This window comes from Streptomyces sp. WMMB 322 (assembly GCF_900090145.1).
Taxonomy (GTDB): Bacteria; Actinomycetota; Actinomycetes; order Streptomycetales; family Streptomycetaceae; genus Streptomyces.
The window spans coordinates 48,557-65,434 of sequence record NZ_FMHI01000017.1 but is presented as its reverse complement, the minus strand read 5'-3'; the positions used below and the strand labels follow the sequence as shown (position 1 = coordinate 65,434).

Here is a 16,878-nt window from a genome sequence, read left to right as displayed (position 1 = left end):
TGCGGAGGTCTTCGTCGTTCTCCCGGTGGTCGCGGAGGGGATGCGACTCGCTACTCTGCCTCGCCGGCCTCTCCTGCGGGGTGCATCTCGCCGCGGGCGACGATGACCCTGCTGATCAGGTGCTCGTAGACCAACGCCCCGATGACGCCGCCGATGAGCGGTCCGATGATGGGGATCCACCAATAACTGCTGAACCAGTCGAAGCTGCCCGGGAAGGCGATGGAACCCCATCCCTCGAAGAAGGCGAACAGGCGGGGGCCGAAGTCGCGCGCGGGGTTGATCGCGTAGCCGGCGTTCGTCCCGTAGGTCAGGCCGATCGCGACGACGACGAGACCGATGAGGAACGGGCCCATGTTCGACATCGGGGCCGTGTTGCGCATGTCGATGAGTGCGCAGACGAGCAGCAGCAGGAAACCGGTGCCGACGATCTGGTCGAGGAGGGGGCCCCACCACGAATCACCGAAGTATTCGGCGGGGAACGTCGCGAAGATGGAGAAGGTCGGCAGCGACTTCTCCCGTCCGATGCCTTCCTTGGCGTTGAACGCGTCGATCGCCCAGTGGTACGTGGCGTACACCATCGCGGCGCCGATGAACGCGCCGACGATCTGTGCCCCCCAGTAGGGGAGGACCTTCTTCCAGGGGAAGTGGCCGCGCGCCGCGAAGCCGAGCGTCACGGCCGGATTGATGTGGGCGCCGCTGATGCCTCCCGCGACGTACACACCGAAGACGACGCCCAGACCCCATCCCCAGGAGATGATGAGCCAGTTCGCGGGGCCGAAGTCCCCGGCCTGCCGGCCCGAACCGGAGAGGCCGACGACGGCGACGGCGACCGATCCGCAGCCGATCAGAAGGAGGACGAAGGTGCCGAGGAACTCGGCGAGGAGTTCGCCTCCCAGCCCGGTCCTGTAACCGCGGCGTCGACTGATCCTCGCGTCTTGCTCAGCCATCGGCTCTCCTTGGTCGTTCGGAACGGCCCTGCCTGCCCCTTTTCGAAACCGTAAGCAGGGGGGCATGCGACGAGGCGGGGCTGAGCGCGCGTCACCGTGTATCTCAACCCGATGGCCTACGTGCGCGCTCCTGCATGCGTCCGATCAGGACTTTGGCCGGAATGAGGGCGAGCCAGACCCACTTGGCCGCCGAGGGGGAGGCGAAGGCGAGGGGAACCGTGACACCGAAGACGAGGACGGTGCTGGCCAGGTCGATGGAGTCGAGACGGCGGCGCCGGACCTCGGCGGCGTCGGTCGTGCCTCCGAGGCGCCGGTGCGAGCTGAGCAGCAGCGACAGATGGACGGCGTTCAGCGTGGCGACGTTCATGCCGTAGACGGCGACGGCCTGCGGCTGGCTGCTGTACTCGGCGAGCAGAGCGGTGGGGAAGGGGACCAGCGCGGTCAGTCCGAGCCCGAGCAGGGTCATCCCGGTGATCTTCGAGTCCACCACCGGGAAGGCCGCCAGGATGCGGCGGTGGTCGAGCCAGAACTCGGCGATGACCGCGAAGCTCAGCGCGTACGCGGCGATGTGGGGCAGCGTCAGGCGCAGGGCCTCGCGGAAGTCTTCGGTGCTGAGCCCGCGCCGCACGGTGATGTCGAGCACCAGCAGCGTCATGGCGATGGAGAAGACGTTGTCCGAGAGGTTCTCCAGGCGTTCCAGTCCTCCGCGTTCCCGGCCGGGGGCCGCTTCGTGATCCACGCCGGGGATGTTAGGGCGTGTCCGTATGCGGGGTTCCGTCCCGCGCCAGTGCCCGGCGAATCGCACACGAGTGCTGCGCTGCCGCCTGCGGGGCACGCGACGGAGGGCCGGTGCGGTGGCGGGCCGGGCGGTGGCGGGCCGGTGCGGTGGCGGGCCGGGCGGTGGAGGTGCCGGCCCCGCTTGTGAAGCGGGGCAGTCGGGCGCTCGCCACGTGAGTCGACGCAGGGTCCGCGTACTCTGACATCCGGGAATTCCGTGGGGAGACGGGGGAACGGCGCGGAGGGGCGTACAGGTGGGGACCAACAGCACGAGAACCGGGGGACGGCGGCGGATGCCGCGGGAGGTGCGCGAGCGGCAGATGCTCGACGCGGCTGTCGCGGGTTTCGCGCGGCACGGCTATCAGGCGGCGTCGATGGACGACATCGCCGAGCAGGCGGGAGTGTCCAAACCGCTGGTCTATCTGTATCTGAAGTCGAAGGAAGACCTGTTCACGGCGTGCATACGCAGGGAGCGGGCTGCTCTCGTCGAGGCCGTGCGGGGCGTCACGGGCCGGGACGAGGTCCCCGGCGCACGTGCCGAACAGCAGCTGTGGAACGGGCTGTGCGCCTTCTTCGCGCACACCGCGGCGCGGCCCGACGGCTGGTCGGTGCTGCACCGGGCCGACACCCAGGGCGAGCCGTTCGCCCGTGAAGTCGCCGCGATGCGGGCGGAGATCACCGAGCTGGTGACGCTGCTGCTGGCCCGTGCAGCCGTCGACGCCGGCTGCGACGAGAAGTTCGCCGAGCGGGAGGTCTCCGGGCTCGCGCACGCCATGGTCGGCGCGGCCGAATCGCTGGCGGTGTGGGCCAACGCCCGTACGGAAGCGGTCCCTTCACCGAAGGAGACCGCGGCCACACTGATGAACTTCTGCTGGACGGGCCTGGAGCAGATGATCAAGGGCGTTCGCTGGTCACCTCACCGGTGAGGTGCAGCCGCTGCCGTTCCCCATCGCCGCTGCGCAGTTCGAAGCGGTGTACGCGTACGGGAGCGCGGTAGCCGCCCGCCGAGGCCGTCGGCTCGTCCGCGTGGTGGGTGACGGCCGAGGGGAGCGGCACCGGCGCCTTGAACTCCGCGCGGGCGGTGAGCTGTTCACCGCCCGCGGCGGCGCCCGTCGCGGCGAGTGACCGGGCGAAGGTCCACATGCCGTGCGCGATGTGCCGGGGGAAGCCGAAGAGCTTCGCGGTGAGCGGGTGCAGGTGGATCGGGTTGCGGTCGCCGGACGCGCGTCCGTAGCGGCGTCCGAGGCCGGAGGGCAGGTCCCACTGCTCGCGCAGGGGCAGCGGCGCGGCCGCCGCTTCCGCCTCGTCGTCCCGGCGCGTGCCGCCCCGGCTGCCCGGCCCCTCGCCGGAGGTGTCGGCGGTGCGGTGCCGGCACAGGTAGGTGCTGCGTGAATGCCACACCAGCCGGCCGCCCAGCCGTGCCTCCGTCACCACGTCGAAGGTGCTGCCGCGGCGGTGCGGTGCCGGGCCCTCGGCGTACACGGAGATCTCGGGGCGGTCCTCCGGGCGCAGCGCGCGGTGCTGGGTGAGTTCGATGCCGGTGTGGACGAGGCCGAGCATCGGGAAGGGGAAGTCGGGCCGCGCCATCAGCTGCATCGCGAGGGGGAAGCTGAGGATGTGCGGGTAGGTGGGCGGCACCGGGGAGGCGGCCGGTGTGCCGGATCCCCCGGCGGGCCCCCCACCTTGCGGTCCGCCGGGCGGCCCGCCGGAAACCGTGCCGGGCCCTTCGTCCGGACGCTGCGCCCCCGGCCCGGTGCCGCCGTCGAACCCGCAGACGCGGGCGTACGCGCGCAGTCTCCCGGCGTCGATGCGCGCGTCCGGCAGCACCAGCCGCTCGCCGGGCAGCCGTGCCTGTTCGTACGGGCCGCGCTTCGAACGCGAGGCGAGGGCTCCCCGGGCGAGGACGAGGGGCAGCCGGGGCGGGGCGGTGAGACGGCGGACTGTCATGGTGCTCACGCCCCCAGCAGGCTCTGGCCGCAGACCCGGACTACCTGGCCGTTGACTGCGTAGGACGATGGGCACGCCAGCCATGCGGTGGTCTCGGCGACGTCGACGGGAAGGCCGCCCTGGGAGTGGGAGTTCATGCGCCGGCCGGCCTCCCGGATGAAGAAGGGCACGGCGGCCGTCATCTTCGTCTCGATGAATCCGGGTGCCACGGCGTTGACGGTGACGCCGTGCTCCGCCGCGGCGCGCGGCGCGAGGGAGCGCACGAGACCGATGATTCCGGCCTTGCTCGCCGCGTAGTTGGTCTGGCCGACGTTGCCCGCGATGCCGGCGATCGAAGCGGTGGCGACGACCCGTCCCGTCCCGCTGCGCAGCGCGCCCGCCGCCAGCAGATGGTCGGTGGTGCGCAGCACTGAGGCCAGGTTGACCTCCATCACCTGATCCCACCGCTCGGCCTTCATGTTGACGAGCCTGCGGTCGCGGGTGATGCCCGCGTTGTGCACGAGCACGTCCAGACCGCCGCCCGGCAGGGCCTCGGCGATGCGGGCGCCCGCATCGCCGGCGGTGATGTCGAGCGGCAGGGCCGTGCCGCCCAGGGCCTCGGCGACTCGGTTCAAGTCGGCCTCCGCCTGGGGGACGTCGAGGCAGACGACGTGCGCGCCGTCGCGTGCCAGCGTCGCCGCGACGGACTCCCCGATGCCGCGTGCGGAGCCGGTGACAAGGGCCGTGCGCCCTTCGAGGGGGCGGTTCCAGTCCGCCGGCGCGGTCTCTGCCCCGGCCGCCCCGGCCGCCCCGGCCGCCCCGGACGCGTGCCCGCCGATCTCGACGACCTGGCCGCTGACGTAGGCCGACTTGGGCGAGAGCAGGAAGCGCAGCGTCGACTCGGCGTCGGCCGCCGTGGCCGACGCTGCGAGCCGGACCAGCTGCGCCGTGCGTCCGCCGCCGGTCTCCTTCGCCAGTGAGCGTACGAAGCCCTCCAGTGCCTGCTGCGCCGCGGCCTGGTGGTGGTCGCCGTCGTCGGGGCGCGCGGCGAGGACCACGATGCGGCCGCACGGGAGGAGGGACCGCAGGACCGGGTGGAGGCATTCGTGCACCCGTCGCAGTTCCGGGACGCCGCGTATGCCCGTAGCGTCGACGACGACGGCGGCATGGCGTTCGCCCGGTTCCGCGCCCCCGGTTTCCGTACGGACGGGGAGACCGGTGCCGGCGAGCGCCGCCGCGAGTTCCTTCGTGTGCGCGTCTGCGTCCGTGTGCGTGCCTGCGTCGTTCCCGCTGCCGCGGGGCGGCACGGGCGTCAGGTGCAGCACGGGGGAGGAGCCGTCGCCGAGCAGCGGCCGCTCCGCCGACCAGCGGTGCAGCGGTACCGGGCGGGGGAGGCCGAGACGGCGGGTGAGGAGGCGGCCGGGCGTTGTGTTGGTCCAATGCAGATACCGGTCAGCCATTCCCCGAATCCTCCAGCTCGCGTAGATTTACTTCCGAGTAAGGTTACTTACAGGTCAGGAGTTTGGTCGAGGATGAGTTCCAGCGGCCTCATACATGCCGGCACCCCACGCCGCGTCGCAGTCATCGGCGGCAGCCGCATCCCCTTCGCGCGTTCGGACGGACCGTACGCGACCTGCTCGAACCAGGAAATGCTCTCGGCCGCGCTCGACGGGCTGATCGAGCGGTTCGGGCTGACCGGCGAACGCCGGGTCGGGGAGTTCGTGGCCGGCGCGGTGCTCAAACACAGCCGTGACTTCAACCTCGCCCGGGAGACCGTCCTCGGCTCCCGGCTGGACCCGCGCACGCCCGCCTACGACATCCAGCAGGCGTGCGGCACCGGCCTGCAGGCGGTCATCGCCGTGGCCAACAAGATCGCCCTCGGCCAGACCGACGCAGGCATCGCCGGCGGCGCGGACACCGCCTCCGACGCCCCGCTCGGCGTCAACGACGAGCTGCGGCGCATCCTCCTCGCGACGCGCAGGGCCAAGTCGGTCAAGGAGCGGGCGAGGGAACTCGCCCGCGTGCGCCCGCGTCACCTCGTACCGGAGATCCCGCGCAACGCCGAGCCGCGCACCGGCCTGTCCATGGGGGAGCACGCAGCCCGCACCGCACGCGACTGGGGCATCTCGCGGCACGACCAGGACGCGCTCGCCGCCGCCAGCCACCGCAACCTCGCCACCGCCTACGACAGCGGCTTCCTGCACGACCTCGTCGTCCCCTTCAAGGGACTGGCACGGGACCAGAACCTGCGTCCCGGCACCTCCGTGCACAAACTCGGCGAGCTGAAGCCGGTCTTCGGCACCTCCGAACCGGACGCGACGATGACGCCCGGCAACTCCACACCGCTCACCGACGGCGCCGCGACGGTGCTGCTCGCCAGTGAGGAGTGGGCCGAGAGGCACGGGCTCGCGCCGCTGGCGTACCTGACCGCCTACGAGACGGGAGCCGTCAGCTTCTACGACGAGGACGGCGGGCCCGGCGAGGACGGGCTGCTGATGGCGCCCGCGTACGCCGTGCCCCGCATGCTGGAGCGCGCCGGACTCGGCATCGAGGACTTCGAACTCTTCGAGATCCACGAGGCGTTCGCGTCGCAGGTGCTTGCGACCCTCGCCGCCTGGGAGAAGCGCGGGCTCGCGCCCCTGGACCGCGAACGCCTCAATGTCGCCGGCTCCTCGCTGGCCACCGGACACCCCTTTGCCGCCACCGGCGCCCGCATCGTCGCCACCCTCGCCAAGCTCCTCGCGGAACGCGACGGCGCCGAGGCGGGGGCACGGGGACTGATCTCCGTCTGCGCGGCGGGCGGCCAGGGGGTGACCGCCGTACTGGAGAGGGCCTGAGGGTCCGCCCCCCCGAATCCTTCGGCGCCACCGGTCAACAGGTTCAACCGCATCGACGAGGTACCGCACGAACAGGAGCCGCTCGTGACGACCCAGCCCGCCAGCCCAGTCCCGGCGCCCGCATCCGCGGGCCCCACGCTCGTCGAGCCGGAGAAGGAGGTGGTGGACGGCGTCGTACGGCAGGTCGTCATGCCGCCCTTCGCACCCGCGGTCACGAGCGGCTCACTCGGCGACATCCCCTTCAACAACGCCGTCGAGGCGCCCTTCGAAGCAGTGCTCAGCCGGAAGCAGCCCGACGGAACCTGGCGGGACGTGACCGCCTCCGAGTTCGCACAGGAGGTCCTGAACCTCGCGAAGGGCCTCATCGGTCTCGGCTTCGAAGCAGGGGACCGCATCGGCATCATGGCCCGCACCACCTACGAATGGACCCTGCTCGACTTCGCCGGCTGGGCCGCGGGGCTCGTCACCGTGCCGATCTACCCGACGTCCTCCGCCGCGCAGGCCCGCTACATCCTCCAGCACTCCGGGGCGCGCGGCTGCGCGGTGGAGAACGTCGAGCAGTCGCGGCTGCTCGCCGCCGAGCGGGAGGCCATGCCCGCCCTCGAACACCTCTGGCAGCTCGACACCGGTGCGCTCTCCCAGATCACGGGAGAGGGCCGGCACCTGAACGACGAAGCCGTCGCCGAGCGGCGCGGACTCATCGGACCGGGGCACATCGCGACCCTCATCTACACCTCGGGCACGACGGGCCAGCCCAAGGGCTGCGTCCTGACCCACGGCAACTTCTTCGCCGAGATCGACAACGACATCGAACTGCTGCACCCCGTCTTCAAGTCCGTCAGCAAGGACCCGGCCTCGACGCTGCTGTTCCTGCCGCTCTCGCACGTCTTCGGGCGGATGGTCGCCGTCGCGTGCATGCGGGCGCGCGTACGGCTCGGGCACGCGCCGAGCATCCAGACCGAGGAACTCCTCGCCGATCTCGCGGGCTTCAGGCCGACGTTCCTGCTCGGCATCCCCTACGTGCTGGAGAAGGTCTTCAACACCGGACGCGCCACGGCCGAGAAGATGGGCCGCGCCTCCTCCTTCGACCGCGCCGCGCGCATCGCCCGCCGCTACGGCGAGGCCGTCGAGGAACAGGAACACGGACGCGGAAGCGGTCCCCGTCCCGCTCTGAAGGCGGCGCGCGGCCTGTACGACCTGCTGGTCTACCGCCGCATCCGCGCTGCCCTCGGCGGGCGCTGCCGCTACGTCATCAGCGGTGGCTCGCCTCTCGGTTCGCGTCTCGCCGCGTTCTACGAGGGCGCCGGGATCTCGGTGTTCGAGGGCTACGGGCTGACGGAGACCACCGGCGCCTCCACCTGCACCCCGCCGCTCAAGCCCCGCCTCGGCACGGTCGGCTGGCCCGTACCGGGTACGGCCGTGCGGATCGCCGACGACGGGGAGGTGCTGCTGAAGGGGGCACACGTCTTCGGCGGCTACTGGGACCCGCGGCGGAACGCCGCCGTCCCGGACACCGGGGACGACGGATGGTTCGCGACGGGGGACATCGGCACCCTCGACGACGAGGGCTATCTGACGATCACCGGCCGCAAGAAGGACCTCATCATCACCTCCGGCGGCAAGAACATCGCCCCGGCACCCCTGGAGGACTGGCTGCGCGCGCATCCGCTCGTCAGCCAGTGCCTCGTCGTCGGCGACGACCGTCCGTACATCACCGCGCTGATCACCCTCGAACCGGACGGCCTCGCGCACTGGCAGCAGATGCACAAGAAGCAGGACCTCACTCCCGAACAGCTCGTCGAGGACGGCGATCTGCTCGCCAACCTCCAGCAGGCGGTCGACGAGGCGAACCGGATGGTCTCGCGCGCCGAGTCGATCCGCCGCTTCGCGGTCCTCCCGCACGACTTCACGGAGGAGGGCGGGCATCTGACGCCGTCGCTGAAGCTGAAACGGGCGGCGATCGTGCGGGACTTCGAGCGGGAGATCGCGCAGCTCTACGACCGGTGACGCGGGCCGGCGCCGGCACTCGGCCCGGCCGCGTACCCGCGTTCGTACGGACGGGTCCCTGCGTTCGTACGGACGGGTCCCCGCGTTCGTACGGACGGGGCCTCGCGTTCGTACGGACGGGGCCGCACCCGCGGCACTGCGGTGCGGCGCCTGAGGCCGCTCCCGTCGCCCGCGCCCGTCGCCGACGTGCCGAACAGCACACCTAGGGTGAGTGCATGACCTCCTCATCGGAATCCGCGCTCTCCCAGGAGCACGCCTCGCTGCCGCGCGTCGAATTCGGCTTCCCGGGGCCGCTGCGTGAAGAACTCGTCGCCGCCGTACTCCAGGGCCGCAAGACCGCGACCACGAGCCTGCTGCGCGAGTACCGGCACGACGGCGAGCCGCTGCCCGAGGCCGGCTCCCGGGCCGTCGTGATCGACTCGGCCGCGACTCCCGTCGGCGTCGTCGAGATCACGGATGTCCGCGTCGTCGCGCTGTCGGAGGTGGACCTCGCGCACGCACGCGACGAGGGGGAGGGCCACGAGTCCCTGGCCTCCTGGCGTTCGGCCCACGAGGAGTTCTGGCACAGCCCCGAGATGCGCACGGCGCTCGGCGACCCGGAGTTCACCGTCGACGACGCGACCGAGGTCGTCCTGGAGCGCTTCCGCCTCATCGAGGGAATCCCCGGCTACCGGCCCCGCTGACGTGCGCTCGCGCGCAGGCCGGCGGGGCCGGAGATCCCTCCCGGGCGGTGCTCCGCGTCGGCGGCGATCCCTGCCCGGAGGGCTTGGGGCGGGCTCAGCCGCCGCAGTCGCCCTGCGTGGGCTCGTCCTTGAAGCGGTCGGAGAGCCAGTTCATCGCCGGGATCGAGGCGAGGACCGCCGTGGCCGCGTGCGGGGACAGCGGGAAGCTCGTCCACTCGACGGTGTTGCCCTCGGCGCACCAGTCGGCGCGCAGCTGTTTCCCGACGTCGTACGGAATGATCTCGTCGGCCTCACCGTGGTAGAGGTACACGGGCGCACCCGGTGCCTTCGTGCCCAGCTTGTCCTCGGCGAGGCGCTGCTGCCAGTCCGGTTCCTGATTGGGGTCCTTGGTGGTGACGTCCTCCACCGACTTGTTCGCGCCGGCCTCCTGCGCCTCGGCGAGACAGCCCTCCTTCATGATCCCGGTGATCCGCCTGCCCTCGTCGTTGAGGTAGCCGTCCAGACCGAGTTCGGGGTACGCGGCGTCGTGGCCGATGGCCGACATCAGCACCAGCCCGGCGTCCTCGTCGCCGTCGTTGTACTCAGCGACCTTCGGCAGATCCGCCGGGACGCCGCCGCTCGCGGTGCCCTTGACCTTCAGCTCGGGGGCGTAGGAGGAGGCGAGTTCCGCCGCCCAGCCGCTGGCCTGCCCGCCCTGCGAGTAGCCCATGATGCCGACGGGCGAGTCCTGCGTGACGCCCTTCTCCTGTGCCTCGGGCAGCCGCTGCGCCGCGCGTGCCGCGTCCAGCACCGCGGTGCCGGCGGCCCGGCCGACGGTGTAGGTGTGCGTGCCCGGTGTGCCCAGCCCCTCGTAGTCGGTGACGGCGACGGCCCAGCCGCGCAGCAACGCCCCCTCGATCAGCGGGGCTTCCTTGGTCTTGCCCACCGGGAAGTTCACGGACGGCGCGCACTGGTCGGCGATCCCGACGGTGCCCACCGCGTAGGTCAGCAGGGGACGCGGGCCCTCCCGGTTGTCCTTGGGGATCAGGACGGTGCCGGAGACGGTGTTGGACTTCCCTTTCGCGTCGGTCGAGTTGTACTGGATCGTCCAGGCGTGCGTGGGGACCGGTACGCCCGGGAAGACCTGGAACTCGCTCGGTTCGGCGCTGACGACGTCACCGGGCTGTCCGGCCGCCGCGGCGCCGTGCGGTGCGGCGGCTGACGCGTCACCCGTCGCCGCGGCGGCGGGAGCGGCGGCGCCGCCCGAAACGCACAGAGCGGTCACCGCCGTTGCCGCGATGACCGCTCTGATTCTGGCTCCTCCGGTACGAGGGCCTCTTCTTCGGATGGGGATCTGCATGGGGGGTCTCCCAACGATTCGAAGAGCTGGGCTCGTTGGGATGGAACGTACTGACCCGTCAGTATCTCGGGAAGGGGTCGCGTAGTAAGTGCGCACGCATGAGACAACGTTGTACTCCCGCGGGCGGTCACGTCACGGGAGGACGAAGCGGCAGGAGTGTCCCGAAGTGCCGTCCAGCCGCAGGCCGGACGGCACTTCGAGGCCCCGGCGGTCAGAACGGCCGGTCGCCGGCGATCGCGACGCGTTCCGCGACCCTGCGGTGCGGCGCGTAGTCGTCGACCGCGTAGTGCTGCGTCGCGCGGTTGTCCCAGAAGGCGATGTCGCCCGCCTGCCAGCGGAAGCGCACCTGGTACTCCGGCACGTGCGCCTGCCGGACGAGGAAGCTGAGCAGACGGTCGCTCTCGTCGCGGTCCATGCCCACGATGTGTGTCGTAAACGAGGTGTTGACGAAGAGCATCCGGCGGCCGGTCTCGGGGTGCCTGCGCACAACGGGGTGTTCGACGGGCGGGAACTGCTCCTGCATCGGGACCAGCTTCTCCGGGCCGTAGAAGCGGGCGAATCCCGGGATGAAGTCGTGCACGGCAGTCGCACCGTCGATGCGTGCCTTCACCGTGTCGGGGAGGTTGTCGTACGCGGCGGCCATGTCCGCCCACATGGTGTCGCCGCCGACGGGCGGCACCTCGTGGAGCTGCAGCACGGCGCCGAGAGCGGGCCGTTCGCGGAAGGTGACGTCCGCGTGCCAGACGTTCTCGAAGGTCGGCGCGCCGTTGCCGCCCTTCTCGAACCGGACGACCTCGGCGGAGGAGCCGCGCGCCAGCAGCGGGTTGGTCTCCAGTTCGCCCCAGTTCGCGGCGAACTCGCGCTGCTGCTGTGAACTGAGGCCCTGGCCGCGGAAGAAGAGCACCTTCCACTCCAGGAGAGCCCTGTTCAGCTCCTTGCGCAGCTCGGGCGTGAGCGGCAGGGAAAGGTCGACGCCCCGGACCTCGGCGCCGATGATGCGGCCCTGCGGCACGAGTTCGAAGAGCTCGTAGGGCAGGTCGTCAGTGCCCTCCGGCAGACGGTGCAGCGTGCGGCGGCCCTCGTACATGCCGTCGGCGGGGACGCGGGCGTCACGCAGGACAGGGGTGGGTGAGGAGGTGACGGTCATGGGTGGTGATCCTTCGAAGTCGGCGGTCCGCGGGGGAAGTCGGCGTGCGCACGCCCGCTTGTGCCACGCGTGCATGCGCTGCCACGCGTGCGTGCGCGAGGCGGAAGCGCTATCGACCGGACCGCTCACACCCGCGCCGCCACGGCACGCAGAAGCGTCCGAGGGCGGCGGTACGGGTGCGGAGGATCATGACCGTATTCTGTGTGCGGCGGCTCGGTGACGTCAACGCACGCCCGCGATGCGGACGCACATGTGGGACGCCGTGCAGCGACGCACCTGCCCCGTGGGCAGGGGACCGCCGCGCCCTGCCCCGAGGCGGGGCGCCGGAGTCGTGACCGGCGCCCAGGAGCTACGACTTGGGCCCGGGTTGGGCCTTGCGCCCGGGTTGAGTCCTGGGCACGGGGCCGATGGAGCGTCCGGCCCACTCCGGCTCCTTCTCCGTCAGCGACTCGAAGCGTTCACGTACCGCGTCGGGGAAGGGCGCGGCGCGGCCCGCCGCCTGGTCGACGTGGATCATCAGCAGCTCGGAGGTCGCCACGGGTTCCGCCCGGTCCGCGGCGCGCATCTCCAGCACGAGCCGCACCTTCTTCGCGTCGACGCCCAGAATCCGTGTCCGCACGGTGAGTTCGGTGCCCTCGGTGACCTCGCGCAGATAGCGGACGTGGGCCTCCGCGGTGTACAGGGAGCATCCGCTCTCCCCGCGGTACTGCTGGCCCATGCCGGTCTCGATCATCATGGCGTCCGTGGCGTGCCCGAAGACGAGCACGTAGAACGCCTCGTTCATGTGGCCGTTGTAGTCGATCCACTCCGGACGCACCGTCGCCGTGTGATCCGGGATCGGTCCGCCGTGTACGGAACCGAAGCCGGAATCGGTATCGGGACCGGAACCGGAATCGGTATCGGAACCGGAACCGGAACCGAAGCCGGAATCGGCGCCCGGAACCGGTGCGGTCGCGGCCCCCTCGTCCGGCTGCCCGGCCGGCGGCCCGCTCCGGGCCGCTGCCTGCGCCTCCGTCGTCTCGCCCTGATCGGTGCTCACGTGCTCTCTCCCTCGGCTGTCGCTTCTCCTCGGTCCTAGTGCCCGCCGTTGCCCTGCGGCAGGCGGCCCGTCGCCCGGAGCACGTCGATGACTCCCTGGTCGCGCTCTGCGACGAGCTGGGCGATGGAGCGGCCTTCGGCCGCCTCCTCGCAGCCCTCGACCATGGCATCACGCAGCGGCGCGTCGAGCTCCGGTGCCTCCAGCCTCGTCCATGGCGACTTCAGCGACGGACCGAAGTGGTCCAGCATGTGGGCCATCCCGCCCTCACCGCCCGCGAGCGCGAACGTGAGGCAGGGCCCCATGAACGCCCAGCGCAGCCCTGGGCCTTCGGTGATCGAGGCGTCGATGTCGCGCACGGACGCCTCGCCGTTGGCGACCATGTGCAGCGCCTCGCGCCACAGCGCCTCCTGGAGGCGGTTGGCGATGAAGCCCGGCAGTTCGCGGTCCATCGTGATGACGGACTTGCCCGCCAGCTCGTAGAAACGCGACGCCCACTCGACGGCGCCCGGGTCGGTCGACTCGCCGCCGACGACCTCGACGAGCGGGATGAGATACGGCGGATTGAAGGGGTGGCCGACCAGCAGCCGCCCCGGGTCCGCGGCCTCGCCCTGCATGTCGGTCATGGGATAGCCGGAGGTGGAGGAGGCGATGACGACGCCCGGCCGGGCGGCGGCGTCCAGTTCCGCCAGCAGCGAGCGCTTGAGCTCCAGCTTCTCCGGTGCGCTCTCCTGCACGAAATCGGCGTCGGCGACGGCGTCCCGGAGTCCGGGCACGACGGTCAGCCGTGCCGGGGACGCGCATTCGGAGAGGCCGAGCTGCTCCAGGGCGGGCCAGGCGGCGTCGACGAGGCGGCGGAGCTTCTCTCCGGCGTCGGGCGCCGGATCCCAGGCGGTGACGTCGTAGCCACGGGCCAGGAAGTGCGCCGCCCAGCCGCCGCCGATCACGCCGGCACCGACGCAGGCGACGCGGCGCACGGCCTCGGGCGGGCAGGCGGCGGCGAACGCGCCGGGGGAGGGTGCGGTCATGGTGGTGGTGTCCTCACGGTCTCTGCTGCGGGAAGTCCGCTGTGGGAAGGGGGGAGAGGAGGCTTGGGGACGGAGCAGCCGGCGCCGACGGGGCCGAACGCCGGTCCCGGGAACGGGGGTTGGCTTGGTGCTCCGGGAGCCGAACGGCGGTACTGGGCCCGGAAGTTGCTCCGGTCGGTCGAACGTCCGTCCTGAAACCGGGAGTTGTGCTCCCGGCGCGGCAGCCGCGCGTCGCCGGGGCAGCTCAGGCGCGGGGCTTCAGCCCGAGCCGTTCGCGGGCCTGGTCCGGCGTGGCGACCTGCGCGCCCAGCAGCTCGGTGATCTGCACCGCACGCTCGACGAGTTGGCCGTTGGTCGCCTTGACTCCCCTGCTGAGGTAGAGGTTGTCCTCCAGGCCGACACGTACGTTGCCGCCGAACAGGATCGACTGCGCCGCCCACGGCATCTGCATCCGCCCGAGCGCGAAGCTGGCCCACTGCGCGCCCTCCGGCAGCATGTCGACCATCGACTTCAGCACGCCGGGCTCCGCCGGTGCGCCCCACGGGATGCCCATGCACAGCTGGAAGACGGTCGGGTCGTCCAGCAGTCCCTCCGCCAGAAGCTGCTTGGCGAACCACAGCTGGCCCGTGTCGAAGATCTCCAGCTCCGGCCGCACGCCCAGCTCCTGGATGCGCTTGGCGCCCGCGCGCAGCATGTCCGGCGTGGAGACGTAGAGGTTGCTGCCCTCGCCGAAGTTGAGCGAGCCGCAGTCGAGGGTGCAGATGTCGGGGAGCAGGTCCTCGACGTGCGGCAGCCGTTCGACGCCGCTGACGAGGTCGGTGCCGGGCAGGTGTGTCAGCGGGTTCTCGGGGTCGATGACGAGGTCGCCGCCCATGCCCGCCGTCAGGTTGATGACGACGTCGGTGCCGGTCTCCTTGATCCGCTCCACGACCTCCCGGTAGAGGCGGGGGTCGCGGGCGCCCGCGCCGGTCTCGGGGTCGCGCACGTGGATGTGCACCACCGCGGCGCCCGCCTCCGCGGCCTCGACGGCGGAGCGTGCGATCTGCTCGGGAGTCACGGGGACGTGCGGACTGCGGCCGACGGTGTCGCCGGCGCCGGTGAGCGCGCACGTGATGATGACGGAGTCGTTCATGGGCATGGTCTTCCTCCGCTGCTGGGACCTGACGGGACTGGGACTCTGTACGGGGGCTCGGTACGGGGACTGGGGACCGGGACTCGGTATTCGGTATGGGGGCTCGTTACGGACGCTCGTTGCGGGTGCGGTGCCCCGGCTACGGGGCGGGCTTCGCGGCGAGCTCCGTCCCGACGTGGGCGAGGAGTACGGCCCGCATGGTCTCGACGCCGTTCCCCTGGCCGGAGGCCACGCCGTCGCTCTGGCCGGAATCCCCCGGGGAAGGGGCCGTGGCCAGTGCCTGGGCGGCGAGACCGTCGATGAGCGCGGTGAGGTGCAGGGCTGCGGACTCCGGGTCCACTTCGCGGAACACGCCCTGCGCGATGCCGCGTCGGATCACGTCGGCGACGGTCGTGCGCCACTGCCGGTAGTAGTCGACGTGCAGCTGCCCCACGGCGGTCGAACGGGCCGCCTCCGCCCACAGGTCGAGCCAGACCAGCCACTGCCGGCGCTGCTGCGCGCTGGAGGGGATCTGCAGTTCGATCAACTGGCGGAGTTCGTCCGCCGCGTCGCCGGCTTCGGCGGTGCGGGCGGCACGGCGAGCCGTGTCCTCGTCCATGCACCAGCGGATGGCGGCCTCGAGCAGATCGGCACGGCCGGGGAAGTGGTAGTGGATGGCTGCGGTGCTCGTCTCACAGGCCTCGGCGATGTCGGAGACGCGGACGGCGTGGAAGCCGGATTCGGCGACGAGACGCACCGTCTCGCGGACGATCTGCAGCGGCCTGCCACCTGCGGGCGCCGCGTGGACGGTGCTGTCGCCCCCGTGGCCGTCGCTCCGCCCCGAGCCGGTGCGTGCTCCTGCACCGCCCGCACCCGAACCCAGCAGCCACGCGGCGTCCACGTTGCCCGCGTCGGCGATGCGTGCCAGTTCCGCGACGGTGAAGCGGCGGCTGCCGCCCAGGGAGCGGGAGAGCTTCGAGGGGTCCATGACGATCCGCCGCGCGAACTCCCGCTGGCTGCAACCGGCTTGGCCGATCACCTGCCGTACGCGTGCCGAGACGTCGCCGACGGCGTCCGCGACCCTGCCGGCCGGTTCCTGCTGCATGTGCGTCACAGTACGAGTGCGTTGAGAAAAACGCAACTATACTTCTTCGATTTCCTGGAAAAGTGCAGGCAGATAGGTGTTGTGATGCTGACTGGTGTGCCGGTCAGTAGCGCAACACCTACTCGCGGTGCCATCGGCACCACCGAAGATGTGCCGGACAGGCCCCACGCCCGCCGGTCCGCCCGGGATACGTCCGCCGGTCAGTCCGGGATCGGTGTACAACCCCCGCACCGCCTGACAGGTCTCCCTGGGTGGACTGCGGACGCCGCTGATCCCGATCGACCGAAACGATCGACCGACCATCGACCGAAACGATCGACGACCAACGACCGGGCAAGACCAACGACCATGACTGGGGGAACAGTTATGCGTTCCAAGAGTGCAGCCCTGGCAGCCGTCACCCTGTTCGTCGCGGGCACCGGCCTGCTGGCGACCGCGGGCGCCGCCTCCGCGGCGACGACGGCCACCGGCGCGACGCCGGGTGCGGCCACGGCGGGTGCAACCGCCGGTGCCGCGAGCCCCGCACCGAAGGCGGCCTACAACGGGGCGTGCGGCGCCGGGTACTCGGTGGTGAACTCCGCCGGTATCGCCGACCTGGGCACCGTCTTCCTGACGTACAACTCCAGGACCGGCAAGAACTGCGTCGTCACGGTGCGCAACGCGAAGGACGATCCGATTCACATGGCGGCATCCGTTCGCGTGCTCCTCGACGACGAGGAGACCCGACCGGTCGTCGACGAGGGCGAGTTCACTTCGTACGCGGGCCCGGTGTACGTGGCGGAGGGGGCCGGGCACTGCATCGAGTGGAGCGGTGTCATCGGTGACGAGGAGTACTACAACAGCGGCTCGAACTGCGGCGTTCTGAAGTAGCGCGCGGACGCCCGTCCGCCGCCGGGCCGGGCCCCCGCGCCGCCGCCGGCCGGGCGCTCGCGCGA

15 protein-coding genes are annotated in these 16,878 nt (G+C 71.4%); 5 read left to right on the top strand and 10 right to left on the bottom strand.

What is annotated here, in order from left to right; all coding sequences use genetic code 11:
• Positions 1-50: 50 nt before the first annotated feature.
• Together H180DRAFT_RS22940 and H180DRAFT_RS22935 are read right to left on the bottom strand one after the other, a co-directional pair.
• Positions 51-947 carry an MIP/aquaporin family protein gene (locus H180DRAFT_RS22940; RefSeq protein ID WP_055488024.1) on the bottom strand — a complete coding sequence of 299 codons (897 nt, stop codon included), beginning with the start codon at positions 945-947 and terminating at the stop codon, positions 51-53.
• A gap of 103 nt (positions 948-1,050) precedes the next feature.
• Positions 1,051-1,686 (bottom strand): TMEM175 family protein, encoded by a 636-nt coding sequence (locus H180DRAFT_RS22935; protein WP_074466943.1) that lies wholly within the window; start codon positions 1,684-1,686, stop codon positions 1,051-1,053.
• A 331-nt stretch (positions 1,687-2,017) separates the two neighbouring features.
• Here H180DRAFT_RS22935 and H180DRAFT_RS22930 point away from each other — a divergent pair, with 331 nt between their 5' ends.
• Complete coding sequence (locus tag H180DRAFT_RS22930) at positions 2,018-2,650, top strand: TetR/AcrR family transcriptional regulator (protein ID WP_055488023.1); 633 nt, start codon at positions 2,018-2,020, stop codon at positions 2,648-2,650.
• Here the strand turns inward: H180DRAFT_RS22930 and H180DRAFT_RS22925 are convergent.
• Positions 2,619-3,671 (bottom strand): MaoC family dehydratase, encoded by a 1,053-nt coding sequence (locus H180DRAFT_RS22925; protein ID WP_055488092.1) that lies wholly within the window; start codon positions 3,669-3,671, stop codon positions 2,619-2,621. The genes H180DRAFT_RS22930 and H180DRAFT_RS22925 overlap by 32 nt on opposite strands.
• Positions 3,672-3,676: 5 nt before the next feature.
• Entirely contained in the window at positions 3,677-5,110 is a 1,434-nt protein-coding gene (locus H180DRAFT_RS22920) for a 3-oxoacyl-ACP reductase (RefSeq protein WP_055488022.1), read from the bottom strand.
• 72 nt (positions 5,111-5,182) lie between these two features.
• On the opposite strand from H180DRAFT_RS22920, the gene H180DRAFT_RS22915 reads away from it, so the two are divergent.
• The 3 genes from H180DRAFT_RS22915 (at position 5,183) to H180DRAFT_RS22905 (ending at position 9,177) form a co-directional block, all read left to right on the top strand.
• A complete protein-coding gene (locus H180DRAFT_RS22915; protein WP_055488021.1) occupies positions 5,183-6,487 on the top strand; it encodes an acetyl-CoA C-acetyltransferase in 1,305 nt (434 codons plus the stop codon).
• Between the two features lie 84 nt (positions 6,488-6,571).
• A complete protein-coding gene (locus tag H180DRAFT_RS22910; protein WP_055488020.1) occupies positions 6,572-8,494 on the top strand; it encodes an AMP-dependent synthetase/ligase in 1,923 nt (640 codons plus the stop codon).
• Positions 8,495-8,709: 215 nt separating this feature from the next.
• Positions 8,710-9,177 carry an ASCH domain-containing protein gene (locus H180DRAFT_RS22905; protein ID WP_055488019.1) on the top strand — a complete coding sequence of 156 codons (468 nt, stop codon included), beginning with the start codon at positions 8,710-8,712 and terminating at the stop codon, positions 9,175-9,177.
• Between the two features lie 94 nt (positions 9,178-9,271).
• Here the strand turns inward: H180DRAFT_RS22905 and H180DRAFT_RS22900 are convergent, their stop codons facing one another.
• The 6 genes from H180DRAFT_RS22900 to H180DRAFT_RS22875 all read right to left on the bottom strand — a co-directional run bounded on the left by H180DRAFT_RS22900 (position 9,272) and on the right by H180DRAFT_RS22875 (position 15,943).
• Positions 9,272-10,516, bottom strand: a complete 1,245-nt coding sequence (locus tag H180DRAFT_RS22900; RefSeq protein ID WP_079100332.1) for a lipase family protein — start codon at positions 10,514-10,516, stop codon at positions 9,272-9,274.
• Between the two features lie 211 nt (positions 10,517-10,727).
• Positions 10,728-11,663, bottom strand: a complete 936-nt coding sequence (locus H180DRAFT_RS22895) for a TauD/TfdA dioxygenase family protein (protein WP_055488018.1) — start codon at positions 11,661-11,663, stop codon at positions 10,728-10,730.
• A gap of 349 nt (positions 11,664-12,012) precedes the next feature.
• Positions 12,013-12,501, bottom strand: a complete 489-nt coding sequence (locus H180DRAFT_RS29310; RefSeq protein ID WP_055488090.1) for a thioesterase family protein — start codon at positions 12,499-12,501, stop codon at positions 12,013-12,015.
• 236 nt (positions 12,502-12,737) lie between these two features.
• A complete protein-coding gene (locus H180DRAFT_RS22885; protein ID WP_055488017.1) occupies positions 12,738-13,727 on the bottom strand; it encodes a 3-hydroxyacyl-CoA dehydrogenase NAD-binding domain-containing protein in 990 nt (329 codons plus the stop codon).
• A 244-nt stretch (positions 13,728-13,971) separates the two neighbouring features.
• The gene (locus H180DRAFT_RS22880; RefSeq protein WP_055488016.1) at positions 13,972-14,859 is read right to left on the bottom strand and encodes a beta-keto acid cleavage family enzyme; all 888 of its coding nucleotides are present in this window, start codon (positions 14,857-14,859) and stop codon (positions 13,972-13,974) included.
• A 139-nt stretch (positions 14,860-14,998) separates the two neighbouring features.
• On the bottom strand, positions 14,999-15,943 hold the full coding sequence (locus H180DRAFT_RS22875; protein ID WP_055488015.1) for a TetR/AcrR family transcriptional regulator: 945 nt from the start codon (positions 15,941-15,943) through the stop codon (positions 14,999-15,001).
• Between the two features lie 366 nt (positions 15,944-16,309).
• Between H180DRAFT_RS22875 and H180DRAFT_RS22870 the strand changes: the two genes are divergently transcribed.
• Entirely contained in the window at positions 16,310-16,813 is a 504-nt protein-coding gene (locus H180DRAFT_RS22870; RefSeq protein ID WP_055488014.1) for a hypothetical protein, read from the top strand.
• Positions 16,814-16,878: the final 65 nt, after the last annotated feature.

Bases quoted from the DNA above. Each gene is read 5' to 3' on its own strand.
- H180DRAFT_RS22940 (WP_055488024.1), bottom strand. From the start codon at position 947: ATGGCTGAGCAAGACGCGAGGATCAGTCGACGCCGCGGTTACAGGACC.
- H180DRAFT_RS22930 (WP_055488023.1), top strand. From the start codon at position 2,018: ATGCCGCGGGAGGTGCGCGAGCGGCAGATGCTCGACGCGGCTGTCGCG.
- H180DRAFT_RS22925 (WP_055488092.1), bottom strand. From the start codon at position 3,671: ATGACAGTCCGCCGTCTCACCGCCCCGCCCCGGCTGCCCCTCGTCCTC.
- H180DRAFT_RS22920 (WP_055488022.1), bottom strand. From the start codon at position 5,110: ATGGCTGACCGGTATCTGCATTGGACCAACACAACGCCCGGCCGCCTC.
- H180DRAFT_RS22915 (WP_055488021.1), top strand. From the start codon at position 5,183: ATGAGTTCCAGCGGCCTCATACATGCCGGCACCCCACGCCGCGTCGCA.
- H180DRAFT_RS22905 (WP_055488019.1), top strand. From the start codon at position 8,710: ATGACCTCCTCATCGGAATCCGCGCTCTCCCAGGAGCACGCCTCGCTG.
- H180DRAFT_RS22900 (WP_079100332.1), bottom strand. From the start codon at position 10,516: ATGCAGATCCCCATCCGAAGAAGAGGCCCTCGTACCGGAGGAGCCAGA.
- H180DRAFT_RS22895 (WP_055488018.1), bottom strand. From the start codon at position 11,663: ATGACCGTCACCTCCTCACCCACCCCTGTCCTGCGTGACGCCCGCGTC.
- H180DRAFT_RS22885 (WP_055488017.1), bottom strand. From the start codon at position 13,727: ATGACCGCACCCTCCCCCGGCGCGTTCGCCGCCGCCTGCCCGCCCGAG.
- H180DRAFT_RS22880 (WP_055488016.1), bottom strand. From the start codon at position 14,859: ATGAACGACTCCGTCATCATCACGTGCGCGCTCACCGGCGCCGGCGAC.
- H180DRAFT_RS22875 (WP_055488015.1), bottom strand. From the start codon at position 15,943: ATGCAGCAGGAACCGGCCGGCAGGGTCGCGGACGCCGTCGGCGACGTC.
- H180DRAFT_RS22870 (WP_055488014.1), top strand. From the start codon at position 16,310: ATGCGTTCCAAGAGTGCAGCCCTGGCAGCCGTCACCCTGTTCGTCGCG.